29 protein-coding genes are annotated in these 25,431 nt (G+C 49.6%); 12 read left to right on the plus strand and 17 right to left on the minus strand.

Annotated elements, in window-relative coordinates:
• Positions 1–29 precede the first annotated feature (29 nt).
• The 4 genes from prmC to HYT76_03375 are packed head-to-tail and all read right to left on the minus strand — an operon-like array spanning position 30 to position 2,558.
• Positions 30–932, minus strand: coding sequence for a peptide chain release factor N(5)-glutamine methyltransferase (gene prmC, locus HYT76_03360; GenBank protein MBI2082586.1), 903 nt, complete (start codon positions 930–932; stop codon positions 30–32).
• Positions 925–1,989 carry a peptide chain release factor 1 gene (gene prfA / locus HYT76_03365; GenBank protein MBI2082587.1) on the minus strand — a complete coding sequence of 355 codons (1,065 nt, stop codon included), beginning with the start codon at positions 1,987–1,989 and terminating at the stop codon, positions 925–927. Before prfA ends, prmC begins: the two co-directional genes overlap by 8 nt.
• A 24-nt stretch (positions 1,990–2,013) precedes the next feature.
• Positions 2,014–2,220: a 50S ribosomal protein L31 gene (gene rpmE / locus HYT76_03370; protein MBI2082588.1), complete on the minus strand. Its 207-nt coding sequence runs from the start codon at positions 2,218–2,220 to the stop codon at positions 2,014–2,016.
• Positions 2,221–2,279: 59 nt separating this feature from the next.
• Positions 2,280–2,558 carry a hypothetical protein gene (locus HYT76_03375; GenBank protein MBI2082589.1) on the minus strand — a complete coding sequence of 93 codons (279 nt, stop codon included), beginning with the start codon at positions 2,556–2,558 and terminating at the stop codon, positions 2,280–2,282.
• Between the two features lie 222 nt (positions 2,559–2,780).
• On the opposite strand from HYT76_03375, the gene HYT76_03380 reads away from it, so the two are divergent.
• Entirely contained in the window at positions 2,781–3,395 is a 615-nt protein-coding gene (locus HYT76_03380; protein MBI2082590.1) for a hypothetical protein, read from the plus strand.
• A gap of 45 nt (positions 3,396–3,440) precedes the next feature.
• Positions 3,441–4,421: a hypothetical protein gene (locus HYT76_03385; GenBank protein ID MBI2082591.1), complete on the plus strand. Its 981-nt coding sequence runs from the start codon at positions 3,441–3,443 to the stop codon at positions 4,419–4,421.
• Here HYT76_03385 and HYT76_03390 read toward each other — a convergent pair.
• From HYT76_03390 to HYT76_03410, 5 genes are read right to left on the minus strand one after another with little or no spacing between them, the layout of a single operon-like run.
• The gene (locus tag HYT76_03390) at positions 4,395–5,177 is read right to left on the minus strand and encodes an enoyl-CoA hydratase/isomerase family protein (GenBank protein ID MBI2082592.1); all 783 of its coding nucleotides are present in this window, start codon (positions 5,175–5,177) and stop codon (positions 4,395–4,397) included. The genes HYT76_03385 and HYT76_03390 overlap by 27 nt on opposite strands.
• Before the next feature lie 3 nt (positions 5,178–5,180).
• Positions 5,181–5,972 (minus strand): AMP nucleosidase, encoded by a 792-nt coding sequence (locus HYT76_03395; protein MBI2082593.1) that lies wholly within the window; start codon positions 5,970–5,972, stop codon positions 5,181–5,183.
• Positions 5,969–6,724, minus strand: coding sequence for a hypothetical protein (locus HYT76_03400; GenBank protein MBI2082594.1), 756 nt, complete (start codon positions 6,722–6,724; stop codon positions 5,969–5,971). The genes HYT76_03395 and HYT76_03400 overlap by 4 nt, the downstream gene beginning before the upstream one ends.
• Positions 6,725–6,738: 14 nt before the next feature.
• Positions 6,739–7,359, minus strand: coding sequence for a cyclase family protein (locus tag HYT76_03405; GenBank protein ID MBI2082595.1), 621 nt, complete (start codon positions 7,357–7,359; stop codon positions 6,739–6,741).
• A 12-nt stretch (positions 7,360–7,371) separates the two neighbouring features.
• Entirely contained in the window at positions 7,372–8,109 is a 738-nt protein-coding gene (locus HYT76_03410; GenBank protein MBI2082596.1) for a 3-oxoacyl-ACP reductase FabG, read from the minus strand.
• 37 nt (positions 8,110–8,146) lie between these two features.
• Here HYT76_03410 and HYT76_03415 point away from each other — a divergent pair, with 37 nt between their 5' ends.
• Entirely contained in the window at positions 8,147–8,596 is a 450-nt protein-coding gene (locus tag HYT76_03415) for a phosphatidylglycerophosphatase A (protein ID MBI2082597.1), read from the plus strand.
• Positions 8,593–9,822, plus strand: coding sequence for a competence/damage-inducible protein A (locus HYT76_03420; GenBank protein MBI2082598.1), 1,230 nt, complete (start codon positions 8,593–8,595; stop codon positions 9,820–9,822). Before HYT76_03415 ends, HYT76_03420 begins: the two co-directional genes overlap by 4 nt.
• 12 nt (positions 9,823–9,834) lie before the next feature.
• Here HYT76_03420 and HYT76_03425 read toward each other — a convergent pair whose 3' ends face one another.
• Positions 9,835–10,539, minus strand: a complete 705-nt coding sequence (locus HYT76_03425; protein MBI2082599.1) for a hypothetical protein — start codon at positions 10,537–10,539, stop codon at positions 9,835–9,837.
• A gap of 204 nt (positions 10,540–10,743) precedes the next feature.
• Between HYT76_03425 and HYT76_03430 the strand changes: the two genes are divergently transcribed.
• The 6 genes from HYT76_03430 to alaS are packed head-to-tail and all read left to right on the plus strand — an operon-like array spanning position 10,744 to position 16,362.
• Positions 10,744–11,061, plus strand: a complete 318-nt coding sequence (locus tag HYT76_03430; protein ID MBI2082600.1) for a BrnT family toxin — start codon at positions 10,744–10,746, stop codon at positions 11,059–11,061.
• Positions 11,015–11,392 (plus strand): hypothetical protein, encoded by a 378-nt coding sequence (locus HYT76_03435; protein MBI2082601.1) that lies wholly within the window; start codon positions 11,015–11,017, stop codon positions 11,390–11,392. The genes HYT76_03430 and HYT76_03435 overlap by 47 nt, the downstream gene beginning before the upstream one ends.
• Positions 11,389–11,964 carry an RNA 2',3'-cyclic phosphodiesterase gene (thpR, locus tag HYT76_03440; GenBank protein ID MBI2082602.1) on the plus strand — a complete coding sequence of 192 codons (576 nt, stop codon included), beginning with the start codon at positions 11,389–11,391 and terminating at the stop codon, positions 11,962–11,964. The genes HYT76_03435 and thpR overlap by 4 nt, the downstream gene beginning before the upstream one ends.
• A 17-nt stretch (positions 11,965–11,981) precedes the next feature.
• The gene (gene recA, locus HYT76_03445; GenBank protein ID MBI2082603.1) at positions 11,982–13,043 is read left to right on the plus strand and encodes a recombinase RecA; all 1,062 of its coding nucleotides are present in this window, start codon (positions 11,982–11,984) and stop codon (positions 13,041–13,043) included.
• An 11-nt stretch (positions 13,044–13,054) separates the two neighbouring features.
• On the plus strand, positions 13,055–13,750 hold the full coding sequence (locus HYT76_03450) for a hypothetical protein (protein MBI2082604.1): 696 nt from the start codon (positions 13,055–13,057) through the stop codon (positions 13,748–13,750).
• Positions 13,747–16,362, plus strand: a complete 2,616-nt coding sequence (gene alaS / locus HYT76_03455; GenBank protein MBI2082605.1) for an alanine--tRNA ligase — start codon at positions 13,747–13,749, stop codon at positions 16,360–16,362. The genes HYT76_03450 and alaS overlap by 4 nt, the downstream gene beginning before the upstream one ends.
• Here the strand turns inward: alaS and HYT76_03460 are convergent.
• The 5 genes from HYT76_03460 to rpoH form a co-directional block, all read right to left on the minus strand.
• The gene (locus HYT76_03460; protein ID MBI2082606.1) at positions 16,359–17,060 is read right to left on the minus strand and encodes a tetratricopeptide repeat protein; all 702 of its coding nucleotides are present in this window, start codon (positions 17,058–17,060) and stop codon (positions 16,359–16,361) included. The two genes, alaS and HYT76_03460, sit on opposite strands and share 4 nt — an antisense overlap.
• Positions 17,057–17,785, minus strand: a complete 729-nt coding sequence (bamD, locus tag HYT76_03465) for an outer membrane protein assembly factor BamD (protein MBI2082607.1) — start codon at positions 17,783–17,785, stop codon at positions 17,057–17,059. The genes HYT76_03460 and bamD overlap by 4 nt, the downstream gene beginning before the upstream one ends.
• Before the next feature lie 58 nt (positions 17,786–17,843).
• Positions 17,844–19,682 (minus strand): thioredoxin domain-containing protein, encoded by a 1,839-nt coding sequence (locus HYT76_03470; protein MBI2082608.1) that lies wholly within the window; start codon positions 19,680–19,682, stop codon positions 17,844–17,846.
• A gap of 81 nt (positions 19,683–19,763) precedes the next feature.
• Entirely contained in the window at positions 19,764–20,588 is an 825-nt protein-coding gene (locus HYT76_03475) for a hypothetical protein (GenBank protein ID MBI2082609.1), read from the minus strand.
• Positions 20,589–20,658: 70 nt separating this feature from the next.
• Positions 20,659–21,534, minus strand: coding sequence for an RNA polymerase sigma factor RpoH (gene rpoH / locus HYT76_03480; protein ID MBI2082610.1), 876 nt, complete (start codon positions 21,532–21,534; stop codon positions 20,659–20,661).
• A gap of 137 nt (positions 21,535–21,671) precedes the next feature.
• Here rpoH and HYT76_03485 point away from each other — a divergent pair, with 137 nt between their 5' ends.
• Positions 21,672–23,132, plus strand: a complete 1,461-nt coding sequence (locus HYT76_03485; GenBank protein MBI2082611.1) for a DegQ family serine endoprotease — start codon at positions 21,672–21,674, stop codon at positions 23,130–23,132.
• Here the strand turns inward: HYT76_03485 and HYT76_03490 are convergent.
• Entirely contained in the window at positions 23,122–23,733 is a 612-nt protein-coding gene (locus tag HYT76_03490; protein ID MBI2082612.1) for a hypothetical protein, read from the minus strand. The two genes, HYT76_03485 and HYT76_03490, sit on opposite strands and share 11 nt — an antisense overlap.
• A gap of 120 nt (positions 23,734–23,853) precedes the next feature.
• Here HYT76_03490 and HYT76_03495 point away from each other — a divergent pair, with 120 nt between their 5' ends.
• The gene (locus HYT76_03495; protein ID MBI2082613.1) at positions 23,854–24,492 is read left to right on the plus strand and encodes a hypothetical protein; all 639 of its coding nucleotides are present in this window, start codon (positions 23,854–23,856) and stop codon (positions 24,490–24,492) included.
• On the opposite strand, the gene HYT76_03500 is transcribed toward HYT76_03495, so the two are convergent.
• A complete protein-coding gene (locus HYT76_03500; GenBank protein MBI2082614.1) occupies positions 24,489–25,397 on the minus strand; it encodes an alpha/beta hydrolase in 909 nt (302 codons plus the stop codon). The two genes, HYT76_03495 and HYT76_03500, sit on opposite strands and share 4 nt — an antisense overlap.
• Positions 25,398–25,431: the final 34 nt, after the last annotated feature.

Below are 25,431 nucleotides of genomic sequence, written 5' to 3' on the forward strand. Positions count from 1 at the left end.
TGTAAAGGTGAAAAGCTATGGACTGGAATTCAGCATAGGGGTTTTTGTAGCTTTTTAGCTACAGAGATCCGATCATGGCCGGATAGATCTTTTTTTACCCCCTGAAAATCAAGCGATGTCTGTTCGTGTATGAGGTTGGCAATTGCTTTTCCCTGATCCTCACCGATCTCCAAGAGGAGATAAGCGCCATCATTTAGAAAACGAGGTGTCTCTGTGAGTATTTGGCGGATAGTTTGAAGACCGTCGTTTCCGCCGTCCAGCGCCTTCCGCGGTTCAAAATCCCTGACCTCCGGTTGCAGCGATTCTAATTCTCTCGAAGGGATGTACGGAGGATTTGAAACGATCAGGTCGAATCGTCGCCCTTCAGCTTCAAAAACCCTCCAGGGAGCGATGTCAGACAGGAGGAATTCAATCTGACGATCAACCTCATGCCGTCGGGCGTTTTCTTTGGCAATCTCGAGCGCCTCTTTCGAGCTGTCGGTTGCGGTGATTTTTGCTTCAGGGAGGTTTTTTGCTAAGGTAATAGCAATACAGCCGGAGCCGGTTCCAATGTCCAAGACTGAAAATCCCCCCTCACCCCCCTTTTTCAAAGTGGGGTAATACGCTATTGCCTCTTCCACCAACAACTCGGTTTCTGGTCTCGGGATTAGCACCTCCGGTGTGACTTTGAACTTCAGTCCATAGAATTCCGTTTCGCCGATGATGTATTGAAGCGGCTCCCGTTTCGATCTCCTTTGGATCAACTCCTTGAATTTCGCCAAATCCTTCTCCGCGATCGTTCTCTCGTGGTTCGTGTAGAGGTCGATCCGTTTACACTTTAGAAGATGGGCCAGCAAAAGCTCGGCATCAAGGCGTGGATTAGGAACACCGGCTTTTTCAAAATACCCTTTTGTCCATTGAATTAGTTTGAGGGTTGTCCAGGGTTCAGACATGACCCTTCAAAGCCTCGGTTTGATAATAGGTTCTTAGCGGTTGGATAATATCCTGCAGACGTCCCTCTAAAATCCGATCGAGTTGATGCAGAGTAAGCCCGATTCGGTGATCGGTTATTCTATTTTGTGGGAAGTTGTAGGTACGAATTTTTTCGCTTCGATCTCCAGAACCGACCATCGCCTTTCGTGACGATCGCCGTTCGGCATTTTGTTTTTCTTCTTCGATCTCGTGGAGCCGGGCCCGTAGAATCTTCATCGCCTTCGCTTTGTTTTTTATTTGGCTTCGCTCATCGCGACAAACCACAACAAGCCCTGAAGGGGAATGCGTGATACGGACTGCCGAATCCGTAGTATTCACCCCCTGACCACCTGGGCCGGATGCGCGAAACACATCGATCTTCAGCTCGCTTTCATTGATTTGGATATCGACATCTTCCACCTCTGGAAGAACGGCAACTGTCACGGCTGACGTATGAATCCTTCCTTGTTGTTCCGTTTTCGGGACGCGTTGGACCCGATGGATTCCACCTTCGTACTTGAGATCGCTGTAAACATTCTGACCCGAGATGAGCAGGATAATCTCTTTAAATCCTCCAATCCCGGTAGGGCTCGAATCCATAACCTCCACATGCCAGCCACGGCTTTCGGCATAACGGCTGTACATCCGAAGGAGATCAGCAGCGAACAATGCCGCCTCATCTCCTCCCGTTCCAGCGCGGATCTCGAGAAAGATATTTTTTTCGTCGTTCGGATCTTTGGGAAGCAGCAGGACTTTGAGCGTCTGTTCTGTCCTGAGCTTTTCCTCCTCGAGTCGAATCAGCTCTTCTTTTGCCATCCGTCGGATCTCATCATCTTTTTCTTCCAGGAGTTTTTTTGCCTCCTCTAGCTCCTGAATCGTCTTCTTGTAGCGTCTGAAGTTTTCAACAAGAAGAATCAGGGCTGACCGTTCCTTCGAGAGTTTTTGGTAAAGGGTTTGATTTTGAAGAATGCTGGGATCCGCCAACTTTTTTTCAAGCTCGACAAACTTCTTTTCTATTTCTTCTAATTTTTTGAGCATAGTGCGTCAGAAGGCTTTTTCGCACTAATGTTTCTTTTTTGCGTAGCGCTTTTGGAATCTTTCGATACGGCCGGCGGTATCCACCAGTTTCTGTTTCCCGGTGAAGAAGGGATGGCAGTGAGAACAGACAGCGACGGTAAGATTTTTCTTGGTCGAAACCGTTTCGATCACATTGCCGCAGGCGCAGGTGATTTTTACAGGATGCAGTTCAGGATGAATCGCTTCTCTCATAGGGGACTCCAATAGGCGGAGTTTCCTATCACACTATTGGTTTAAATCAAGAGGGTTAACTAACTCGTAATGACTTTACTGCAGAATTGGGTCAACTGGAGGTCGGAAGGTCGGTTCGTGGGTCGAACCCCCTCGACCGTCTGACGGAGGGCTGCCGGGGCGTAGACATGGTTTGGGGGTCGCTTCGTGAAGCTGTCTTTGGCCGAAATCGGTCGTGCGCCAACCCTCGCAGGGGGGGTCCCCGTGATAAATGAGGCGATCTTTTTAAAGATCGATTGCTGTTGGACGATCGCCTGGGAGCTCCTCGAGATCGGTTTTTGGGCAATCGTCTTCGCCATACGAGGATCTATATGAGCAATCTACGTGCCATATGAGGGGCTTTTCGAGCTCTTTTTTGGGTGCCAGGAACGAAAATAACTATATGAATTCATTAAGTTTTTAATAATTAACGTTTGTGAATAACTTGCTCGTTTGGAGGGGTATTCTGTTTAGCGGTGACTCGAGACCCCTAAAAATTCCCCTTGCCCCCCTCCTCTCTATGGGAGATCTAAACGAGCGGTATGAAAAAGATGCTTAAATTGATCGCCCTGACCGGTCTCTTGTTGATGGCCTCCTTGGGCAATTTCGTCCATGCAGGAGAGAGTGGAGAGTGGGAAAAGGGGTTATTTGTTGGAACCTCTTTGGGAGCTCAGACCTTTTTTGCGACAAGTCTTGATGATTTTGACCCTGCCCTGAATATAGATCTTATCGCAGGTTATGATTTTTTTAGGCGACTAGCGGTTCAGGCAAGGTCGATGCAGGCGATCGCCTCGGACCAAGGGACAACAGCCCTTTTTTACGGATTCACTGTTGGTTTGAAATTTTCACCATTGAATACTCGAATATCACCCTATGCCTCTTCAGGTGTTGGTTTCCACATCATTCACGCAAAAACAAACCTTAATAACGTCTCTCTGTCGTCAACGAGAGATCCGGCTTTTAAATTTGATGCCGGCTTAGGTAGTGACTTTTACCTGACAGGTCGGAACGTCATTTATGGGGAAGTGATCTATCATGGTTATCCCAATGGTGCTGACAGAGTTCGGAGAAATCTATCGACAGGCCAATTTGAAGACATTGGTGATTCATACTTCTCCGGTCTCTCATTCTCACTCGGTTATCGATTTGTGTTTTAATCATTATCCTCACAACTCTTCGAGCCCCTTCACGAATAATCCAGCATGTTGCCACTCAGTTTACTGGCCCATCAGGTAGCCCAACCTTTCTGGACAGGGGTTGCTGCAGGGGTTACGTCAGGGGCCACCACTGCTTTTTCAGTTCGCCTTTCGGATGGGAAAAGAATCTATCAGGGTTATAAGGTCGCTGGTCTTTGTATTGCCTTTCAATCAATCCCCACCTTTCTGAATCAAAAAGAAGGAGACCAGAAATGGGGAGAATTATTTCTTGATCTTGGTCAGGGGCTTGCGACGAGCTGGTTTTCTTTTGGTCCGAAAGGGGTTCTTTATGGAGGAGCGATTGCGTTTTGTTTTGAATTGATTCGCCAGCATTCTCTCTATCGTGAAGACTGGCTCCCCTCGCTAGCGGCGGCTTTTACGGCATCTTCTTTGGGGATTGCTGTAGGGGGCGCTGTCTATATTGGAGTGAGGAGGCATCAAGACAAAAACTTTCTCTCTCTAATTTTCTCGTTACGCAGACGAAGCGCTCCCGAACCGGTCGCGCAAGCGGTTCGTTTTACCACGGCTTACGCCTCTGCTTCGGAATGTCACGAGGGGGCCAGGCGGTGGATGGTGACGCTGCTTGAACGGGCCGCGGATCTAAAGGCCCCGAAGGTCTGGCGGGCAACGCTTTTAAGGGAAGGGGAGCAGGTTTGGATCGTCGACCGATACGCTGGTGAAGATATGGCACAGGAGGCGAGGCGGTTGGCAAATCTTATACGGGAGACACCACGCAATGCCGCTTTTAACTGTGAAACAGACAATCTCACCCTACTTCTGGAGGGAGGGCCTGTTTATCGCTATGGGTTGGGCGGAGTCCAACGATGGACCTCTCAGGGGATACGGGTTGTGCAGGAGGGACCTCTGGGACTCGACCTCTGGCGGCTTCATGTCGAGCACTATGTCTCTCCAGGGATATCTTTGACAGGAAAACCGTTGGTGACACCGGAAGAACTTGAGTCACTCATGATGAGATCTGAATTTTGAGAAGTTCGGCGGTCGCTTTTCCAAAAACGCGTTCATCCCTTCTTTGACCTCTGGGGTCCCGTAAATTTTCCCCAGTTTTTTAAGGTCCTTTGCCAGTCGAGGCCATAGTCCTTCGTGGAGCGCCTGTCGGGCAAGGGCAAGGGATTGCGGTCCTTTCTCCAGAATCTCCTGACAGGTTCTTTCCACAATTGCATCGAGTGAGATCTCGGGGACGACTTGGTTAATCAAACCGATCTCCATCGCTTCACGCGCGGCGTACTGCCGACAGAGATAGATAATCTCATGGGCTTTTTTGAGCCCGACCAGAAACGGCAGGATTTGTGTTCCTCCCCAGAGCGGAGCGCTTCCGACCTTCGGGCCGGTCTGACCAAAGATCGATTTTTCGCTCGCGATCGTGAGGTCGCAGAAGAGCTGGATCTCGTTCCCACCGCCAAGACAATAACCGTTGACCTTCGCAATGATCGGTTTGGGTGAGGTCAAAAAGATCTTCGAGAGCCGCAGAAGTTTTTGGACGAAGATGCGTCCCTTTTTTCGGTTGAGATCCTTCATCTCACTGATATCGCCGCCGACACAAAACGCCTTTCCTCCGGCGCTGGTGATCACGATCACGCCAACAGCGCGGTCTTTGATGGCGCGTGCCAAGGCCGTCGTGAGTTCAACGATCGTCTGGCTTCGGAAGGCATTCAGTTTTTCGGGGCGATTCAGCGTGATCGTCGCGATGCCGGATCCCGATTTATAGAGGATGTCGTGGAACATAACTTACCACCGATAATGTCTTATATGCTCCCCCCGCTCCGCAATCTCACTCATCGAGTGGATGCCGATATCCAGATGGATGTCGGTGTACTTCTTGAAAACCTGACGGGCCGATTTTCGAGTCTTGATCCCTGACCGTGTGAGCGGGAGGTCTGAGACGAGGAGAAGGGCACCGATCGGGACCTTATTCGCAAAACCGGAGACAAAGAGGGAGGCGCATTCCATATCGATACCGATCACCCTCTCGGCATAGATCTTTTTCTTAAAGCCCTCGTCAAATTCCCAAAATCGGTAATCGGTCGTATGAATCACGCCAGTTCGGTAGTCGAACCCCTTCTCAACGATGATTTGGCTGACAAATTTTTGGACCTTGAATGTCGGAAGGGCTGGGACCTGTATCGGCATATAGTGTTGCGATGCCCCTTCACCTCGGATCGCTGCCATCGGGAGGATGAAGTCCCCGACCTTCAGAGATCGATGAAGCCCCCCACACATGCCAAGAAACAGGACGGCGGTTGGTTCGATCACGCTGATCAGTTCAATAATGAGCGCGGCAGAAGGGGCGCCGATTCGGAAGTCGATGATGGAAACATCCAATTTCTTGCTGTGACTGACCCTCATGGCAGTGCCATAAGACTTTTTCCCATCACCAAGCTCAGTGAATCTTTTAAGGTAATAATCAAAATTCGTCAGGATAATTTGTTTCCGAAAGGCGGCTAGGGGACTGCCGGTATAGCGTTCGAGCATGTCTCTGGCGATCTTTTTCTTGGCCAAGTTGGAGGTTTGTTTTTTCATCGGGCCCCCTCTTTCAGTTTCACCCACAGATACCCTCGCCATTCGTTACCCGATTGTTCGTCCTTCGTCACCATTCCTTTTAAGAAGGTTTCTTCAGAGACCCAGTACGGTTCGTACCATTGGCGATCCGGATCGAGAATCAGAACTCGCTTGGCCTTCGCATCATAGGCACCGACTGGTGCAATATGGCCGACATAAGCATCACCTGTGTAAATACCCTGGATAAAAACAGCGATCATGAAATCGCGCGCCGTTTTCTCATTTTCGACAAGTATCTTGTGGAGCCGATTCCGTGTCTCATTTGAGGTATTAGCGATATGGATTACCTCCACTGTTGTTCCTTGAATCCCGTAAGCAGCAAGACTTTTTTCAATGAGCGGTTTTAAATCTTTTAAAATAACGAGAAAGCCTTTCGATTGCGGATCCAATAATTTATTCCACATCTGGTCTTTGACCCTTTTGATGAGTTTCTGTTCTGTAACCAACTCCTCTTCACTTCCGAGATTTTCTCCAACACGCGCTGCATTGACGAGCATTGTTACAGCAGCAGTCGAACAGGATCGTTCGCTGAATTGTGCCGTGTAATAAGGACTCAAGGCCCAATAGTCGGGGGCGGGGTTTTTTCGAAAATAGTCATGAGACTGGGAGATTGGTATCGCTTCGGGGCCGTATTTTGGTTTTGGGGGGTCGGTTGAAAAGAGGAGATCTGTGAGAAGAAAAGAAATGACGAGAGCGATAACTTTTAGTTTCATAACTCATCCCACCACTACGAAATCCTCGCGACCACCCTCGCTGGAGATCCATCTGACTCAAAACGAACCGGAAGTGCGATCACTTCGAAATTTTTGACACCGATCAGATTCTCCAGACCGGTCATGTTTTCGATAATCAGCACTTCTTTGCCGAGTAAAATCTTATGGGTTAGAAACGGAGGATAATCAGGACTTGGGCAATCGAGTCCTACCATTTTTACGCCACGCTCAACGACTTGGTGGGCAAAGTTTTCTGTGATTGGCGGAAATGTTTCATAATATTCGGGTTGACCAAATTTCCGATCAAAACCGGTGTGAATCAGGAGGATGTCCCCCTTTTCGATCAATGATTTCTCCAAAAGGTCAGTATCAATCTTAGTTTTTTCTCGGGCATCGATCAAAAAACCTCGTCCCATGAAACGATCAATCGGAATTTCCGAAAGCGGTTTTCCATCGGCGATCATATGCATCGGGGCATCAATATGGGTGCCGACATGGAGGCTCGATCGAACCATGTGGCAACAGACACCATCTTTTGCGACTGATGAAATCTCAGTGAGTTGTGGTTCGACATCCCCCGGCCAAACGGGCATGTTCGCCGTGTAGGTATGTGAGAGATCGATTAGTTGAGACATGAGATCCCTCTCTTATCCCCCCATCGTCAGTCCGCCCGAGACTGACATCACCTGTCCGGTGACGTAATCAGCATCCGGTGAGCAGAAGAAGGCGACTCCGGCTGCGATCTCTTCTGGTTTTGCGATTCGTCTAAAGGGAATAATCTGCACAAATGTTTCCTTCACCTTCGGGTTGATCGCCTCTTCGTAGAGCTGGGTGTCGGTCGGGCCTGGGCAGATGCAATTGACACTAATCTGATAACGAGCGACCTCACGCGCGAGTGCCTTCGTGAAACCGATCACCCCCGCCTTGCAGAGGGAATAGACGACCCCCTGCATCTGGCCGACGCGACCGGCGTCAGAAGAGATATTAACGATCTTGCCTCCCTTGCGTTGGCTCATATCTTTCAGCACCGCCTGTGTCGTGAGCAGCTGTGTCTTGGAATTTACGGCAATCACCTTGTCCCAATACGCCTCATTTTCTTCAATGAAGAATGTGGGGAGTGCCCAGCCGATGTTATTCACCAAAATATCGATCTTCCCAAACTTTTCGATCACCTTGGCGACGCTTGAGTCAACGTCTGTCTTTTTTGTGCAATCTGTCTTGAGAAAAAGGGCGCCAATCTCTCGTGCTGTCGTCTCCCCAACATCCGGTTTCAGATCGAAGAGTGCAACCTGGGCCCCCTCATCGATCAGGCGCTTTGCGATCGCTCGTCCGATCCCTTGGGCCCCACCGGTGACAATAGCGGTTTTGTTTTTTAGTTTTGCCATGGTCACTTCTTAATGTAAGAAGGTATCCGAGGCAATAGTGAAACGTCTTATCCTCTTTTTTGCGACCGGTTTTGGCAGCGGTTCCCTCCCTTACGCCCCTGGGACTTTTGGGAGCCTCGTCGGAGTTCTCCTCTATCTTCTCATTAAGGACCTCTCTTATTTCTCGTATTTAGCCGCCCTAATCGCCTTTTCATTTTTTGCCGCTTGGGTCTCGGCCGAAGCGGCGAGACAGCTTGGAAAGAAAGATCCGTCGGAGGTTGTGATTGATGAGGTCGCCGGCCTTTGTGTCACGATGGCCTTTGTTCCATTTTCCTGGCTGCATTTGATTGTTGGTTTCGCCCTCTTTCGCATTTTCGATGTTTGGAAACCTTATCCCTGTCGACTCATCCAAGACCGTGTTTCAGGAGGATGGGGAATTGTTGGAGACGATCTGATGGCGGGGGTGTATGCGAATCTGATTCTCCGAATTTTTAATTTCTTCTTATGAAAATCAAAATCATCACGACTGGTGACGAGATTCTCTCTGGAACCATTCTCGATACCAACTTCGCCTGGATGGCAGAGCGGCTCTGGGGTCGTGGTTTTGAACTGATCGGTCATCTGACGGTTGCTGATGATCCGCATCAGATTCGTGAGGCATTGTTAGGGGCAGCTCAGGAGGCAGATGTTGTGATCGTGACGGGTGGACTCGGTCCGACGACAGACGACATCACACTCGAGGCGGCGGCGGAGGCGTTTGGTCTTCCGCTCACTTTGAATGCTACCTCCTTAAAAGAGATGGAGGCACATTTCAAAAAAATTGGTCATGAGATGACACCAAACAACAAACGGCAGGCGATGTTGCCGAAAGGGGGGTGTCGCATCTCCAATAGAGTTGGAACCGCCCCCGGCTGCCAGATTAAATATAAAGACACCGAGTATTTCTTTATGCCCGGTGTTCCTGCCGAGATGAAAGGGCAGTTCGAAGAGTTCGTTCTTCCTATCTTGGAAAAGAGAGCAGGGCAATCCTTCTTCTTGCAAAAAATCTTTCGCTGCTTCGGCATGGCCGAGGCCGATCTGGATCAGGCGCTTCGTGAGAGTGATCTTGGCCCTGTTCGATTGAGTTGGCGATTTCTCTTTCCGGAGATCTTGATCAAGATCTCAACCACTGAACCGAAAAAAGGAATCGATCAGATCGCCCACGCAGAAAAACTGATTCGCGAAAAGGTCGGGGCTTTTATTTATGCCGAGGGGGACGAGACGATTGAAAGGGTGATTGGGCGACTTCTTCTGGAGAAAAAGCAGACGTTGTCGGTTGCTGAGTCATGCACCGGTGGTCTGATTTCAAATCTGTTGACGAATGTCCCCGGCAGTTCCGGATATTTTGAGCGGGGTGTGGTTACGTATAGCAATGATTCGAAGTTGCAGATCTTGGGGATCGATCTCGTTCTCTTGCAAAAATTTGGTGCCGTTTCTTCGGAGGTTGCCACCGCGATGGCAGAGCGGGTGCGTCAGATCAGCGGGACGACGTACGGAATCGGTGTGACCGGCATTGCAGGACCTTCAGGAGGGACTGAATCTAAGCCAGTGGGGACTGTACATATCGCTGTGGCGGGACCGAAAGAGACCAAGGAGAGGAAATACTTCTGGCCGCGCGATCGCGAATCCTTCAAACTCTTTGCCGCGCATGTGGCACTGCATAAGCTGAGAAGGATGATTCTCACCGAGTTGTGAGCAGCTCCTTTTTCAGTGACTCGGTTCCTGGTCTGTGGGAGCTGTTGTTTCAGCGGGCAGACCTTCTCCAGAAAGTTTTCGTAGTCGTGGGTCGTCATAGACCTTCAGTGCGGCTTGAACAAAGAGGGGATCACTAAAAAAGCTTTGATAAAATGGATAATTCTGCGGATTATCGACATACCTTTGAGCCACATATTCTAAATCACTTGCATTTAGCCCCTCATAGAGATTGATCCTATAATTGAGCAGAGTATCTCGTAGAAATCCGAATTCATCCAACCCCAATACCTCCTGTCGGCGCAGCAGGTCTGTTACGTCAAACTCACCATTTTTGTTACCGAATTCATCGAAAGTTTTTGCGACATCTTCTCGAGTCATATTGTTATTTCGTCGACACGGTGGGATAATTTCTCCCAGAAGGAAATATAAATGATCATATTCAAGAATCGACGTTGGTCTTCCATTAATCCGCTGATTATTGGAGACTCGCTTCAACTCTAAAGAATAGGCATCAGGATTATTTCGAAAACCTTTTAATGGTTCATGGATATCGGTACAGCCTGGTTCGTCATGAAGAAATGGTCCCTCCCATGTACATTCCTCCCAAATTTGAAATCCACATTCTTTTCTTTTCGGTGGTGTTGTGGCGCAGGCAGCGAGTGCTGTCAGAGGCAGTGCTGCCCAGCGGGCGAATCTAAATAGATGAGAAGCGTTCATCGCACCTATCTTCGGTTATAAGGCAGATCCGTTGCTCCAAAAAACCCCCAACCTTTTTTCCGATTTTCATACCCGACCGATCGAAAATCGGACGATTGATCCCTTCATTGCCAAACAAGTCACGTTTAAAGCTTGGCATGGATGTTGCTTATGGGGCCATTGCCTGTCTTCTTGGTCTGAGTCAGTTGACGGGACGTATATTATATGTATAATAGACATACAGAATTTGAGTTTGATGCGGAAAAAGAGCGGAGAAATGTGAAAACGCATGGAATTAATTTCGAAACCGCGAAGGAGGTCTTTTTTGATCCTGAAGCTGTGGCTTTGGAGGACATTAAGCATTCTGGTATGGAGAAGCGATGGCATGCCATCGGCAGGATCTCTGACGGAAGGGTTATTACTGTGTGGTTTACTTATCGCGAAGAGCGGATTCGGCTGATAGGAGCCGCTGAATTCAGGAAGGGGAGGAAAATTTATGAAGAGAACAAAAGAACCAGATTTTTCAAAAATGAAACGAGTTGAACTTCCTCCCATTTCTCGGGAAGACCTCCTTCCCGCAAATGTAAAAGTCCGTATTACGACCTACATTTCCGAGGATATCTACCGATGGCTTAAAAAAGAGGCGGACAGAACAGGGACTCCTTACCAGATCCTGCTGAACCAGAAACTCCGGCAGGTTTATGAAGAGAAACAGGATGGGAGTCTGACCGAGAGGCTCAAAAAGGTGGAATCAGAACTCAGCAGTCTGAAGAAGGCCTCAAAAAAGAGTCATTGGCCTAAGGAGATTTTTGATCCTGTAGAGGGTGCAAAAGATCTGCCTCCCTTTGAGTCTTATCGGAAAGAATCAAAGTGAACATTCGCTCCTTCATCGCGATCGATCCCTCGGAGTTTGTTTTGGAATCACTTGGGGAATTTTTGAAAAAGGTGGACAAGAATACACAAGGGGTTCGTTGGGTTCACGAGGGCGGAATCCATCTGACATTAAGATTTCTTGGTGAGATTGAGGAGGAAATAGTGATTCAGGTCAAGGAACGACTGATTAAAGTAGCAACCCAACTTCCCTCCTTCGAGCTGATGACAAAAGGGATCGGCTTTTTCCCACATATCTCTCGACCTCGAATCGTCTGGGTTGGGCTCGATGGGGAAGTTGAAAGGCTTCAACAACTGAAGTCAGCGGTGACGATGTCTGTCGCCGATCTTAAGATCCATCCTGAAGAGGATCGTGCATTTCAACCCCATCTGACATTGGGTCGGATCCGGGATTCGAAGGCGCTTGTCGGACTTGTCGCGATTGAGGAGGAGGGGCGAAAACTCCGATCGGAAAAATTTCGGGTGGAAGAGCTCATTCTCTACAAAAGTGAATTGACACCGAAGGGGGCCAGATATACGAGGTTAGCTAGTTTCCGTCTTACAGGGGGCAATTAAGTAAAAAGGAGAATCCAATGGAACCAACCACCAACAAGCAAAAGGCGCTATCCAATACAATCAGCACGATCGAAAAACAGTTCGGAAAAGGGGCAATCATGCGGTTGGGGAAGGAGGAGATTGCGAAGGATATTGAGACGATCTCGACCGGCTCTCTGGGGCTCGATCTGGCGTTAGGTGTTGGTGGACTTCCGAAGGGGCGGATCGTCGAGATTTTTGGACCGGAGTCCTCCGGAAAGACGACGCTGGCGCTTCAGGTCGTCGCGAATGCCCAGAAAAAGGGAGGAATTGCTGCTTATGTCGACGCCGAGCATGCGCTCGATATGCAGTACGCCAAGAAGTTGGGTGTGAATGCTGAGGATTTGCTCGTCTCCCAGCCGGACAATGGCGAACAGGCGCTTGAGATTGTCGACATGCTCGTGAAGAGTGGGGCGGTTGATTGTATTGTCATCGATTCTGTCGCGGCGTTGGTTCCCAAGGCGGAGATCGAGGGGGAGATGGGGGAGCCACAGATGGGGCTTCAGGCACGACTCATGAGTCAGGCGCTTCGAAAGTTGACGGCGAATGTCGCCCGGGCCAAGACGATGGTTATCTTTATTAACCAACTCCGGATGAAGATCGGTGTGATGTTTGGAAATCCGGAGACAACCACAGGGGGGAACGCCCTAAAGTTTTATTCCTCAGTCCGTCTCGATATCCGGCGGATCGGTGCCCTCAAGAATGGGGACCAGATCGTCGGAAACCGCACCCGTGTGAAGGTGGTGAAGAACAAGGTCGCCCCTCCATTCAAAGAGGTGGAGTTTGATATCGTTTACGGACAGGGGACCTCACGGGTCGGCGAGCTTCTCGATCTCTCCGAACAGTTTCAGGTCATCGAGAGGACCGGGGCCTGGTACACCTACCGCGGTGAGAAGGTCGGTCAGGGACGAGACAATGCCGTTCTCTTTTTGAAGGAGAATCGAGAGATTGCCCAGAGGATTGAAAAAGATCTTGCAACAAAGCATGGGGCGACCACCACGGAGGCCACTCCAGTTTTAGAAAAAGGAGTTGTTCGAGAGAAGCGGAAAATGGCGGTCTAAGGCTCGACTACATGCACACTCAACTTGTTAGAGGACAAACAGCAAGTTCGACGTGGTCTGAGTATCTCCAAAAAATCCAATACCCCCTCTTGTATGCAGCAGCGGTCGGTTCCTTTTTGGGGCCGGTTGTCGGGATCAATCTCCGTGGGATGGTGGTGCAATCACGTCTTCTTATGAAATATCGTCATGGAAGCGCGAACTGGTTTTCCACTTTTTTTGGGTATCTGGGGCTTCTTCGTTGGGGGAATCAGGGGAACAAGGGATACCCGATTTTTACGCAGCGTCTTCAGCAACTTTCCCGTTTAGTAGCCGCCTCACCCTTGGGGAGTGAAGAAAGGGGATGGGCCACTCGAAAATTCCTCCCTCATATGAGGGATTGGTCTTTTCAGACAGGACCGTATATCGCCTGGTCCTCCGTCATTTTGGGGGCAGTAACGCCCGTTGTTTCAGGGGTGTTCGGAATCAACTTTGTCTCTCCAGAGATTGAGAAGGATGATGTGAAGCGCTATCTGATCTATTTTATCTCTGCACTCGTCAGCGGTGGTTCGGCGCTTATCAATCATCAAATGGGGATCCATTATGCGGGCAAATATTTTACAAGGACAGGTTTTTACGGCCCCTATTTTTTAATTCCTTGGTTGAATCAGCTGGTTGGTTTTGCCCTTTACAATCTTCTTGGAGGCAGATTCCTTGGTGCGAGAAGATGAGCAAAACTACTGCCAATGAAATTCGCGAAAATTTTTTAAAATATTTTGAAGGAAAAGGGCATCTTCGTGTTCGCAGTTCTTCGCTGATTCCTGCCGAGGATCCTACTCTCTATTTTACGAATGCCGGGATGGTTCAGTTCAAGGAATATTTTACAGGGGCGAAACCTCCTCCGGCCCCACGCGCCACCTCGTCACAGAAGTGTCTTCGTGTCTCCGGAAAGCACAACGATCTGGAAAATGTGGGGAGAACTGCCCGTCATCACACCTTCTTCGAGATGCTCGGGAATTTTTCATTCGGCGATTATTTCAAAAAAGAGGCGATTCGTTATGGCTGGGAATTTCTGACAGAGGTGATGAAACTCCCCAAAGAGAAGCTCTGGATCACCGTTTATGAGAAGGATGATGAAGCGGAAGCTCTTTGGCAGAAGGAGGTGGGGATTCCGAAGAAAAGGATATTGCGATTCGGTGAAAAGGATAATTTTTGGTCGATGGGGGAGACGGGGCCTTGCGGTCCCTGTTCGGAGATTCATTACGATCATGGAGAGAAATTTGGTTGTGACAAGCCGACCTGTGGGGTGGGGTGCGAATGCGACCGTTTCATGGAGATCTGGAATCTCGTCTTCATGCAATATGAAAGGGGTGCCGATGGGTCAATGAGGCCTTTGCCCAAACCCTCTATCGATACCGGCATGGGTTTGGAGAGGCTTGCTGCGGTGGTGCAGGGTGTGCATTCCAATTACGACAGCGATCTTTTTATACCACTCATTCAGGAGATCGCCCGTTTCTCCGGCAAGAAATACGGCGTGTCTGAAGAGGTCAATGTTTCGATACGGGTCTTGGCCGATCATATCCGCGCGACTACCTTTTTGATCGCCGACGGGGTTCATCCCTCGAATGAAGGGCGTGGTTACGTGCTTCGACGGATTATGAGACGTGCGATTCGACATGCGAAGATTCTGGGGCAAGACAAGCCGTTCTTTTATCGGTTCGTTTCAAAAGTTGTCGAGGAGATGAAGGGGGCTTATCCTGAAGTGGAAAGAGAACAAAAGGGGATTGAACGAATCGTTCATGCAGAGGAGGAGAAGTTTTTGGAAACCTTGGGTAAGGGACTTCAGATGATTGAAGAAGAACTCGCGAAGGTCAAAAAGACGCGGGAGCATGTCCTGTCTGGCGACGTCGTCTTCAAACTTTACGATACCTATGGATTTCCGATCGATCTGACCGAACTGATTGCCCAGGAACACAAGCTCGATATCGACATGGCCGGTTTTGAACGGCTCATGGAGGGGCAGAGGGAGAGGGGACGCAAGGCCTGGAAGGGTTCGACATCTCTTCCGGCTGCCTCTTATCAAGAGGTTCTCAAAGAGACCTCTTGTGCCTTCATCGGGTACGAGGAGCTCGAGGGGAGGTCACAAGTGGTTGCCCTCGTCAGGGAGGGGAAACGCCTCTCGACAGTTTCGAGAGGAGAAGAGGCGGATTTGGTCACGATAGAAACTCCTTTCTATCCAGAGGGGGGAGGGCAGGTCGGTGATCAGGGGATCTTTCTCGGGAAGGGATTAAAAGGAATTGTTTTGAATACCCAGAAGATGACAGGAGGTCTTATTTTGCATCGAATTCGATTGGAAGAGGGGATTTTGAAAGAAGGGGACGAGATTAATCTCGTTGTGAATCGGGAGCATCGCGAGGGGGCGATGCATCATCATTCTGCAACACATCTGCTTCATTCTGCCCTTCGCGAGATTCTAGGGGCACATGTCCGTCAGGCCGGTTCCTTGGTGACTCCGAATCGTCTCCGTTTTGATTTCAGCCATTTTGAGGCGGTTCCTCAGGGTTCGCTTCGTGAGATCGAGGATCTCGTGAATCGAAAGATTGTCGAGAATTTGAAGGTCGCTCAGGAGACGCTGCCGTATGACGAGGCGATCAAAAAAGGGGCACTCGCCTTTTTTGAAGAAAAGTACGGTGATCGGGTCCGTGTGATCAGTATGGGTGATTTTTCCATAGAATTTTGCGGAGGGACTCATGTAAGTGAGACGGGTGAAATCAAGCTCCTGAAAGTCACAGGGGAGTCCTCTGTGGCGGCAGGGATCAGACGCGTGGAGGCGGTCGTGGGGCAAGAGGCGTTAAAAAAATTACAACAGTTAGAAGACCAGATTTCTCAGATGGCGACCAAGCTCAAGGTTTCTCCTGCCCAGCTGGCGGAAAAGATCGAAAAATTGGTCGATCAGGTGAAACGACTGGAGAAGGAGTTGGAGAATCAGAAGAAGAGGGGGCCTGTCGGAGAGGCGGAAGAAACCATTCAGGAGATCAAAGGGGTCAAGCTTATGTTCCTCAAGACAGAAATCGATGCGAAGGGGTTACGGGATCTGTCCGACCAAAAAATCCAGAAGTTGGGGTCAGGAGTTGCTCTCCTCGGCGGAGTCGAGGGGGAAAGGATCTCGGTCATCCTGCGTGTCTCAAAGGATCTGACCGGTCGTCTTGATGCCGGAAAACTCTTGAAAGAGATTGCCGGGGGCGTCGGTGGTTCCGGCGGCGGCCGTCCCGATATGGCGCAGGGAGCGATTCCTAAAGACAAATGGGATGAAGTCGTTAAAAGGCTTTTAGACTCAATTTAAGCAGCTGCCTCTTTTGAACAAATCCTCAGATACATCTTCGCCGCGCTGTTCTCCTTGTCCTTCTTCAAGACCCCCTCCCATTCAAAGGCTGCCTTCTTGATCTCTCCTTTTGAGAAGTAGGTAAGGCCCAGTTGGATCTTGGCGGGAAGATAGTCGGGGTGAGACTTGATCGCTTGTTTCAGCTCCTTTAAGGCCAGCTCCTTCTGGTTATTTTCCCTGTAACAAATCGCCAACTTCGTTTGGATATCCTTGTAGGTGGGACAGAGCTCGAGCGCTTTTTTATATTCGTCGATCGCCTCTTGAAGTTTGCCGATTCCGGAATAGGTGTCGGCAATCGCGGCATGCATATTCGCGATCTTTCCCCTCATGACGGAATTCATCGATTGCGATTTCGTATCGCCCCCCAGTTTTTGATAGAGCGATTTGGCTTCTTTATACTCGCCAAGATCATTCAAGAGGACGGCGAGGTTAAGGTTCGCCTCGATGTAGCCTGGGTTGATCCGGACCGCCTCACGGAAACAACTAATCGCATTGTTGAATTTTCCATCCTGGTGATAGATGACACCAAGCATATTCAGGACATCGGCATAACGGGCGCCCCCCTTGAGCGCCCTGAGGAAGTATTGTTCTGCCTTCATGTAGTTCTTGCTCTCGAAGTACCTTCGGCCAGAGCTGACGAGTTGTTTCAGGTCGTTCATGAAAGCCTCCTTGCCAATTTCTTTCGAAATCTGCTTTTCGGATAATGTTGCTCAAAAACCAGTAAGATCTCCTGACATTTTTCCTTATTCCCGAGCTTCAGATAAGAGCGGCCGAGGAGATACAGCGCCTCTTCATCAAAACCGAGATAAGGATACTGACGAACTACCTCTTCGAACCTCGGAATCGCCGCCTTGTACTCCTCAGAGCGGAAATAATGCCGGCCGATGTAAAAAGAGCGGGCGGCGAGACGTTTTCTTGATTCGATCCATTTCTCCCGCGCGATCTCGCGGTGTTCGCTCGCCGGGTCATTCATCGTAAGCGTAAAATAATGGATCGCGTCGTCGAGATATTGTTGGTCGCGGTCGATCGACTTCGGGCTTTCCTTCAGATAGCTTTGCCCTGTTCGGTAATAAACGTAATCGATCTTATTATAAGCGGGATGGAGTTTCGCAAAACCTTTATATGCTTCAGCGGCGACGAGGTAGTCTTTTTGCCTGAAATAGTTATCCGCGATCTCGATCTCCGCCTCGATCGCCTCTGTCGTCCCGGCAAATCGGCTCTTCAGGAGCTCGAAGCATTGGTTCGCCTTTTCATAGCTGTTGGCCTCCGTATATTCATGACACTCCGTGTAGGCCTCTTGAGCATTTTTAGCGGTCGAGAGCATTGGTGGTTTCGTGCAGGCCGCGATGATCATGACGATCAGAAGAATCGATTTCTTTTTCATCGGGCTGGATTGTAGGGAGGGGCAAGAGGGGAGTAAAGAAGAAATTTAGGGAGTCCTTTTAGAGACCATATTTCTCAAATCCCTCGATCAGCCTTTTCGCCTCTTCAAGATCAGTCGTTGGTTTCTTACAGGTAAAGCCTTCACAGACGTAAACGGTGGTTTTGCCATCGATCATCGTTTTACCTTCCAGGAGGGGTAACCCTGCATCGCCCATCGCGTAGACTGCATTTGGAAGAAACGTTTGATGAAGATAGCGTCGAATCTCGTCCAATCGGGGATCTCCTTTTTCCCCAATAACTGCAATCTCCTTGGATCGATCGAGTCGATAGTCGAGCGCCTGCAAGAGTTGCCCATGTCCCGCCGGGTATTGGGAGAGTGGTGACAAGGCGGCGCTGAAGAGCGCGTCGGCTTTTTTACGGTAGTCCTGCTCCAGGAGGAGATCGTGGAGTCGAAGCAGGTTGAGCGCTGCAATCGAGTTTCCAGACGGAATCGCCCCGTCATGAAATTCCTTTTTCCGGACGATCAGCTCGGTCCCTTCCGGTATCATGAAGTAGCCCCCATCCTTGTCATCCCAGAGAAGTTTGTCTTGTTGAGATTGAAGTTCTTTTGCCCACTGAAGCCATTTTGGATCAAAATCGGATTCGTAAAGGGCCAAGAGGCCATGGATCAGGAAGGCGTAATCCTCGAGGGTTCCTTTTAATTTTGCTTCACCCTCTCGATAACGCCGAAGGAGCTCTCTATTCTTGTAGAGATTTTTTTCAATAAAGCGGGCTGCCTTTTGTGCCGCCTTGAGATACTTCTCATCCCCCAACGCCTGATACCCCTTCGCCATCGCGGCGATCATGAGGCCGTTCCAGGAGGTGAGGATCTTGTCGTCTTTGTGTGGCGGTTCATGCTTCGCCCGCTCTTCTTTGTTCAGATGATAATATTCCCCCTCCTTGCCAACCTCTCCGGCATCTTGCGCCGAATAAAATCCCCCTTCCGGATCGGTCATCTCTCTCAGGACATAATCGAGGGTCTGTCCGACAATTTCCGAATAGAGTTTATTTTGGGTAACCTGATACCCCTCCAGATAAGTGGTGGTCAGGAGCGCATTATCATAGAGCATTTTTTCGTAGTGAGGTTCATTCCAGTCCTCACGCGTCGCATAGCGATGAAAGCCACCCCCGATCTTGTCGTAAATTCCGCTATGGGCCATCGCATCAAGGGTTTTCGTCGCCATCTGCAGCGCCTGTTGGTTCCCCGTCCGTCGGTGGATTCTCAAGAGAAGCGAGATTCCCATGCTGGGGGGAAACTTCGGGGCCATCCCAAACCCACCGTGAGTCTCATCAAAACTCTGTTCGAATTGGTGAAAGGCCGACTTCAAGAGGTCGAGATTGACCTGACCGGGGAGTCCCGCCTGATTTTTCTCCTCGAGAAATCGCATGATTTCTTCGGCCGCCCCAAAGATTTTTTTGGGTTCTTGAGACCAGGTTGAGTGGATTCGATTCAACAGCTCCATGAACTGGTCTTTCCAGAAAAATGTCCCACCAAAAAATGGTTTCAGATCCGGGGTCAGAAAGACCGACATTGGCCAGCCGCCGCGCCCTGTCATCCCAACCACCGCATCCATATAGATTTGATCGACATCCGGGTGTTCCTCGCGATCGACCTTGATCGAGATAAAATATTGATTCAGCAGATCGGCGACCTCTTGTTTTTCAAATGAGTCCTTCTCCATCATGTGGCACCAGTAGCAGGTGGAGTAGCCGATCGAGAGGAAGATCGGTTTGTTCTCTGCGCGTGCGGCAGCAAAAGCTTCATCACCCCACGCATACCAGTGGACCGGGTTGTCCTTGTGCTGAAGAAGGTACGGGCTCTTTTCTTGGCCGAGGTGGTTTTGTTTTTTTTCAGGCATCGGGCTATCTGATCCTATTTTAAGAAAAGTTACTAACGCTAAAAGTAATAAAATTGATCGGTTCGATAGCACAAGAGGAGATTACAATGGAGATTTCCGTTCGTCGAGCCCAGTGACCGTTGGTCCTTTATAATAGCCGCTATAACCCGGAAAGCGTTTTTTGACCTCTTCCCAAATGTTACTGGATTCAATATAGGTTGCTTTATCGTCCGAGACGAGGATAAACCGCCCCTTATGGAGCTCATCACTGAGGATCACGATTACATGATCCAAGGGCTGGGATGAGTCCAGAAGGACATAGGTTGCCTTGATGCCTAAGATGTCACGAAAATCGGAACGGGCCAATTCAGCAAAAAGGACACAATCAAATCGGAGTCGGCCGTCATAACGGACTGAAAAACCTGATTGGTCTCTCAAATGAACCGATTCGTCGACATTGCCCCCCATATGAAAGGCAGTTGCCTTGAGGTGTTTTGAGAGGAGTGGTTGAAGTGCTTGCAATGGGTTATCCGATTTTTTGGCTTCTTTGGTAAAAAAGGATCGTGCCCTCAGAAAATTATGATTGCGAGTTGCCCTTCGAAGCGGTGTGGGGAGTCTCGCAAGTCGGTTTTTTTGGTCCCTTTTCTCTTTGCTACATTCCTGAGGTTCCGTAAAGTAGGTTGCCAGTGGAAATGGTTGCCCGGGAAATTTTGCCGAGAATTTTTCCCAGAATACCTTCGAAACCTCGGCATATCCGTCCCCATCTTGATCCAGGAAGGCAAACGGGTTTTCTGCTAGTATCGCCCGGCGTGTTTCTGGATTTAATCTTCGGTGTGTCTCTTCGAGCCAATCATCTTTGATCCAGGCTGCATCTCCAGTGGGAGGATTTTCTGTCGGATCAGGTCCGTATTTTGTGTAAACCCCCATTCCCACCTGCTTCCATACACCCGATGGGAGCGCTGTCTCAATAGAATTTCAGAGGGGCAGGAAAATTAATCTAGCAACCGACCGGTGTGAGGGAACGAAGACGCGGGCCGAGCGCATTCTTGATCTTTTTCAGAGCCGCTTCTTCGATTTGACGCGCCCGCTCTCGCGAGATCTTATAGCGATCACCGACCTCCTGGAGCGTGATCGGTTCATCCGACATGAGCCGGTTTTCAACAATGAAGCGTTCTCGATCGGAAAGAGTGGTCAAGGCCTTTTGGACAGAGGATTTAACAAGCGCGCTTTCTTCTGCCCGAACCAATTGATCTTCCTGATTCGCCTCTGTCGCTACGAAGTCGAGGCGTGTGGCACTTCCATCCTTACCGATTGGTTGGTCCAGTGAGGCATCCCGAGCCCGCAAACGCGCCTCCATCTCGATGACATCATTGCTTTTGACATCCAGGGTTTTTGCGAGTTGTTCACACGCCTCATCATTGAGATTTTCGAGACCGGGGAAATAGCTCGCCATCTTCGTTTTTGCCTTCCGAAGTTTGTAGAAAAGTTTCCGCTGGGCCTGTGTCGTCCCGATCTTCACGAGACTCCAGGTTTTTAGAATAAAATTCTGAATGTAGGCCCGGATCCACCAGACGGCGTATGAGATGAGTCGAAACCCTTTCCTCGGATCGTATTTTTTAACGGCATGCATGAGTCCAATATTCCCCTCTTGAATCAAATCAGAAAGGCGGACGCCATAACCAGAGTATTCATACGCAATTTTAACGACAAATCTGAGATTCGAGGTGACCAGTTTGTGGGCCGCTTCCACATCATGATGATCTTGGTACTTGGTCGCCAGCTCCCGCTCTTCTCCTGCGGACAAGAGAGGGAATCGATTAATTTCAGCAAGATAGGCAGCTAATGATCCCTGTGGGACCGGTAAGTGACTCATAAGGAATTCCTTTACCCGAAAATTTAAGGTTATTAAGGAGAGCTGTCAAGGGGGGGCAATTCTTGACATGAGGGGTTGTAATGATTATTTATCTCCGTAAATTTATTAAATCTTTTTAAGCGAAGGGGATCTGGCTCATGAAGTTTAGAAAACAGATAATCGGAGGGGCGGTTTTAATCGCCCTCCTCGGTGTTTTGACCGGAATTTTAATAACCGCTCGATTGGATTTAGTGAATCATGCAGGGACTGTTGAGCTGATTGCCCCTGTAAAACCAGCCGCCTTTTTTGGGGGCGAGCAGAAATTCCCCTCCTTTGTCGATCTCGCGAAACAGGTGAGTCCAGCAGTTGTCAACATCAGTACGACGAAGACAATCAAACGCCCCCCTTATCCGGGCGGGGGAAGGTCTCCCTTTGGACCTGGGGATCCCTTTGATGAATTCTTCGATCGTTTTTTCCAGGGAGGGCCTTCAGAAAGACCTCAGAGGAGTCTTGGTTCTGGGTTTATTATCGATAGTGAGGGGCATATTATTACCAACAATCATGTCGTTGAGGGGGCCGATGAAATTCAGGTCCAATTAACAGACAAGAGAAAATTTGATGCGAAGTTGATCGGGACCGATCCGAAGACCGATCTTGCCGTGATCAAGATCGAGGCAAAAAATCTGCCGATGGCGATCCTTGGAGACTCGAACGCCCTCAATGTTGGGGAATGGGTCCTCGCGGTAGGGAATCCATTCGGTCTTGATCATACAGTGACTGCCGGAATTGTCTCTGCGAAGGGGCGTATCATCGGGGCAGGTCCCTACGATGATTTTATCCAAACCGACGCCTCGATTAATCCGGGGAACTCCGGCGGACCGCTTTTTAATCTCGAGGGAAAGGTTGTGGGGGTCAATACAGCAATTGTTGCGGCAGGGCAGGGGATCGGTTTTGCAATTCCGATCAATATGGCCAGGGATCTTGTCCCCCAATTGATCAAATCGGGGAAAGTCACTCGTGCCTGGCTTGGGGTTGGTATTCAGGAGATCACCCCGGAGCTCGCGGAGTCTTTTGGTCTCAAGGAGATGAAGGGGGGACTCGTCTCGAATGTCTTTCCGAACAGTCCAGCCGACAAGGCCGGTTTTCAACCCGGTGATATTGTATCGAAGCTGGACGGCAAGGAGATCAAGGATTCACACGAGCTTCCGGCACTGGTGGCCCGCATGCCGGTCGGGAAGGAGATCACGATAACGGTCCTGCGGGAGGGGAAGGAGAAAAATCTCGTCGTGAAACTGGGAGAGATGGAGCAGGGGGAAAAGGCGGCGGAGACATCGGCCGTCAAGTCAAACGAGCTTGGGCTTATGGTCCGTGATATGACCCCTGAGGAGATGAACGAGGTCGGTGTCAAACAGGGGATCCTGATTATTGGTGTGGAACCTGGGAGTGCCGCGGAATTCGCCGGTTGTCATCGCGGTGATATCCTGCTGGCGATCAATAATGTGAAAGTTGCGAAGATCGGTGATTTCCGAAAAGAGGCGGAGAAGATCATCACTGGCAAGATCGTTCGGCTGCATATTAAGCGGGATGATCAGACGATCTTTTTGGCGTTTACGAAGTGATTGAGCTTAGGAGTTCTATCGCGTCGTCGAGATCTTGTTGGGGCATGTCCGAAAAATAGACCCGATTCTTTTTTAGCTCCCGATAGAGGGCGATCAACTTTTCCAGCAATTCCTTATCCCTTTCAATTTCTGGCAGCAACGCATCATGGATCTCAGGATTTCTTTCGGCAGCAAGAACCATATTCAGTGAAGACCCATAACGATGTTCGAGTGCGCGGTACCATTCGGTTCCTAATTGCTCAATTCCATGTCGAACTCTCGGATTTTCTGAGGTGGCCAGGTGCACCAGATTCGGGGGGAGAGAGGGGAGGTGCGGGAGATAGACATGTTCATGCGGCCATCCTCTCAGCAGCCACTCTCTCTGTGGGCCAATCGGGAAAAGACGATTTGTAAGCTCATTGATAAGAGATTTCAGCGGTGGTTTTCTCGATGCGACGGCACTTGCTACCACGAGGCATGTTACGCCAATAAGGGTCCCTGCCAAGACGACATTTTGAAAAGAGGAACGGTTTGGATCAGGGGCAGGATTAGCGTGAATTGGGAGATCCCTTTTTTCATCCCATCGGGTGCCAAACCCGAATACTGTAACCGGTGCGACCATAACAGACTGATTATCGGTACTATTTCGGGAAGGGTGTCAGAAACTTTCGAGAAGCCCTGCCTTTGTTCGTGGGCAACCTTTTCTAAAGAGACACGATAATTGACTGCAGGAGGACGATTTATGGGCGGACCAACTCAGGTTGAAGGCAGAAGCAGTCAAACAGCAGTTTATGAACCGGGGCACACCGCAGAAGAGGTACAAGCAGAACTTCCCGATTCCAAAATGGAAACTGTCATTTCTCAAAATGGGGGAGGATTTGGTCTTTCTGGTAGAGTGTCTCAAGGGACCCGCGGAGTGCTTTATGGTGGGGTGGTCGATTTTTGGAACGGTGCCTTCTATTCTCAATATCAAGGAAATGGGATGTATAGCGGAGAGCCACGGTTTGCTCGTATACGATGGGGTTGGGGTCGAACGGGTATTGCTTACCAGGAATCAGAAGAAAGGGATATTCGGCAGGTGACTCTTGATTCAACAGGTGCTTCGACGAGGGTTGGGGAGAGGCTCATGATTGTTGGAGGTCTTGCCACTAAGTTTGGTACCGATGAACAAGAAGATGTCGCTTATGTCGCCGGAGATGTGACGCTAGGGGCGGTTGTTCTCCTTGTCCCTCCAGATCCTAAGAAAGCAACGTTCTCTGTCGATTTCGTTGTCTCGGGAGGTTTAGGTGTTGGTGTTGAGACACATGGTGCCGATGTGACCGACGTTTATTTTGATTGGACAATCCCTCAAGCGGAAGTGGGAATCGCGGTGAGATTTTAGAGGCAAAGCCTCTCTTTTAGAAACTTTTCAATCCGGAGATCAATCACATCAGGCTGCTCGACGAGGCTGGCATGCGTGCCACGGTGGATATTGAGGATCTCGGATTTTGGGATCAGGCGGTGCATTTTTTTGGAAATCCAGGCGGGTGTGAACTGATCATCCTCACCGGCGATAATCAGCGTCGGGACCTTGATTTTCTGCAAGAGATCCTCGGCGCTATTCTCCTGAGAGCTCTTCAAGAGGGTCGAGAAGAGGAGTGGTTCGACTGATGTGACATGATTGATGTAGCGATTCATGTCCTCTCGACTAATCATCCCGGTATTCATGACTTTTAAAATCCCCCCCATCCAGGAGGCAAGTGGGTTCCAGAGCAGGAAGAGTTTGCTGATCAGGTTTGCCTGTTTTGGAAACGATGTGCCGAGAAAGTAGATGAGTCGAAAAATAAGCGGCGAGATGCTGATGTTGAAAAAATAGTCCATCGGATGGCCGTAGTATCCTAAGCACGAGACAATCGCGGAGACATACTTCGGATACCGCCTGTAGAATTCGAGGATGAGTTGCGTCCCCATGCTGTGACCGACGAAGACCCCCTTTTTGATCTTGAGCGCCTTCAGGACCGCCAGGAGGTCCTGTGTCAGGGCAGGCAGGGTATAATTTTTCGGATTCTTTTTTAGAGAGGACCTGCCATGGCCACGGTAGTCCCACGTGACTACCTGAAAACGGTTTTTGAAATGCTGCTCGAGATAGATCCAGAAGAAGGTCGACACGGCGAGACCGTTGCAACAGATGATCGGGATCTTTCCCTCGCCGATTGAGTGAAAATAGATCTCGGTCCCATCAAAGCTTTTGGCATACCCTTCTTTGACGGTGAGCATTTGATAAAGTTTGAGACGCTTGGATGACATCCTTAAAATTTTCGACAACTTATGGAATTTTCCC

Source organism: Deltaproteobacteria bacterium, assembly GCA_016180845.1.
Classification (GTDB): domain Bacteria; phylum UBA10199; class UBA10199; order JACPAL01; family JACPAL01; genus JACPAK01.

What these genes read in the sequence shown, in the direction of transcription:
- HYT76_03425 (MBI2082599.1), bottom strand. Translation starts at nt 10,539, where the DNA reads ATGAACGCTTCTCATCTATTTAGATTCGCCCGCTGGGCAGCACTGCCT.
- HYT76_03475 (MBI2082609.1), bottom strand. Translation starts at nt 20,588, where the DNA reads ATGGGGGTTTACACAAAATACGGACCTGATCCGACAGAAAATCCTCCC.
- HYT76_03410 (MBI2082596.1), bottom strand. Translation starts at nt 8,109, where the DNA reads ATGGCAAAACTAAAAAACAAAACCGCTATTGTCACCGGTGGGGCCCAA.
- HYT76_03380 (MBI2082590.1), top strand. Translation starts at nt 2,781, where the DNA reads ATGAAAAAGATGCTTAAATTGATCGCCCTGACCGGTCTCTTGTTGATG.
- prfA (MBI2082587.1), bottom strand. Translation starts at nt 1,989, where the DNA reads ATGCTCAAAAAATTAGAAGAAATAGAAAAGAAGTTTGTCGAGCTTGAA.
- HYT76_03485 (MBI2082611.1), top strand. Translation starts at nt 21,672, where the DNA reads ATGAAGTTTAGAAAACAGATAATCGGAGGGGCGGTTTTAATCGCCCTC.
- alaS (MBI2082605.1), top strand. Translation starts at nt 13,747, where the DNA reads ATGAGCAAAACTACTGCCAATGAAATTCGCGAAAATTTTTTAAAATAT.
- bamD (MBI2082607.1), bottom strand. Translation starts at nt 17,785, where the DNA reads ATGAAAAAGAAATCGATTCTTCTGATCGTCATGATCATCGCGGCCTGC.
- recA (MBI2082603.1), top strand. Translation starts at nt 11,982, where the DNA reads ATGGAACCAACCACCAACAAGCAAAAGGCGCTATCCAATACAATCAGC.
- HYT76_03500 (MBI2082614.1), bottom strand. Translation starts at nt 25,397, where the DNA reads ATGTCATCCAAGCGTCTCAAACTTTATCAAATGCTCACCGTCAAAGAA.
- HYT76_03460 (MBI2082606.1), bottom strand. Translation starts at nt 17,060, where the DNA reads ATGAACGACCTGAAACAACTCGTCAGCTCTGGCCGAAGGTACTTCGAG.
- prmC (MBI2082586.1), bottom strand. Translation starts at nt 932, where the DNA reads ATGTCTGAACCCTGGACAACCCTCAAACTAATTCAATGGACAAAAGGG.
- HYT76_03390 (MBI2082592.1), bottom strand. Translation starts at nt 5,177, where the DNA reads ATGTTCCACGACATCCTCTATAAATCGGGATCCGGCATCGCGACGATC.
- HYT76_03450 (MBI2082604.1), top strand. Translation starts at nt 13,055, where the DNA reads ATGCACACTCAACTTGTTAGAGGACAAACAGCAAGTTCGACGTGGTCT.
- HYT76_03385 (MBI2082591.1), top strand. Translation starts at nt 3,441, where the DNA reads ATGTTGCCACTCAGTTTACTGGCCCATCAGGTAGCCCAACCTTTCTGG.
- HYT76_03405 (MBI2082595.1), bottom strand. Translation starts at nt 7,359, where the DNA reads ATGTCTCAACTAATCGATCTCTCACATACCTACACGGCGAACATGCCC.
- HYT76_03435 (MBI2082601.1), top strand. Translation starts at nt 11,015, where the DNA reads ATGAAGAGAACAAAAGAACCAGATTTTTCAAAAATGAAACGAGTTGAA.
- HYT76_03375 (MBI2082589.1), bottom strand. Translation starts at nt 2,558, where the DNA reads ATGGCGAAGACGATTGCCCAAAAACCGATCTCGAGGAGCTCCCAGGCG.
- rpmE (MBI2082588.1), bottom strand. Translation starts at nt 2,220, where the DNA reads ATGAGAGAAGCGATTCATCCTGAACTGCATCCTGTAAAAATCACCTGC.
- HYT76_03395 (MBI2082593.1), bottom strand. Translation starts at nt 5,972, where the DNA reads ATGAAAAAACAAACCTCCAACTTGGCCAAGAAAAAGATCGCCAGAGAC.
- HYT76_03470 (MBI2082608.1), bottom strand. Translation starts at nt 19,682, where the DNA reads ATGCCTGAAAAAAAACAAAACCACCTCGGCCAAGAAAAGAGCCCGTAC.
- HYT76_03430 (MBI2082600.1), top strand. Translation starts at nt 10,744, where the DNA reads ATGTATAATAGACATACAGAATTTGAGTTTGATGCGGAAAAAGAGCGG.
- HYT76_03420 (MBI2082598.1), top strand. Translation starts at nt 8,593, where the DNA reads ATGAAAATCAAAATCATCACGACTGGTGACGAGATTCTCTCTGGAACC.
- HYT76_03400 (MBI2082594.1), bottom strand. Translation starts at nt 6,724, where the DNA reads ATGAAACTAAAAGTTATCGCTCTCGTCATTTCTTTTCTTCTCACAGAT.
- HYT76_03495 (MBI2082613.1), top strand. Translation starts at nt 23,854, where the DNA reads ATGGGCGGACCAACTCAGGTTGAAGGCAGAAGCAGTCAAACAGCAGTT.
- rpoH (MBI2082610.1), bottom strand. Translation starts at nt 21,534, where the DNA reads ATGAGTCACTTACCGGTCCCACAGGGATCATTAGCTGCCTATCTTGCT.
- HYT76_03490 (MBI2082612.1), bottom strand. Translation starts at nt 23,733, where the DNA reads ATGGTCGCACCGGTTACAGTATTCGGGTTTGGCACCCGATGGGATGAA.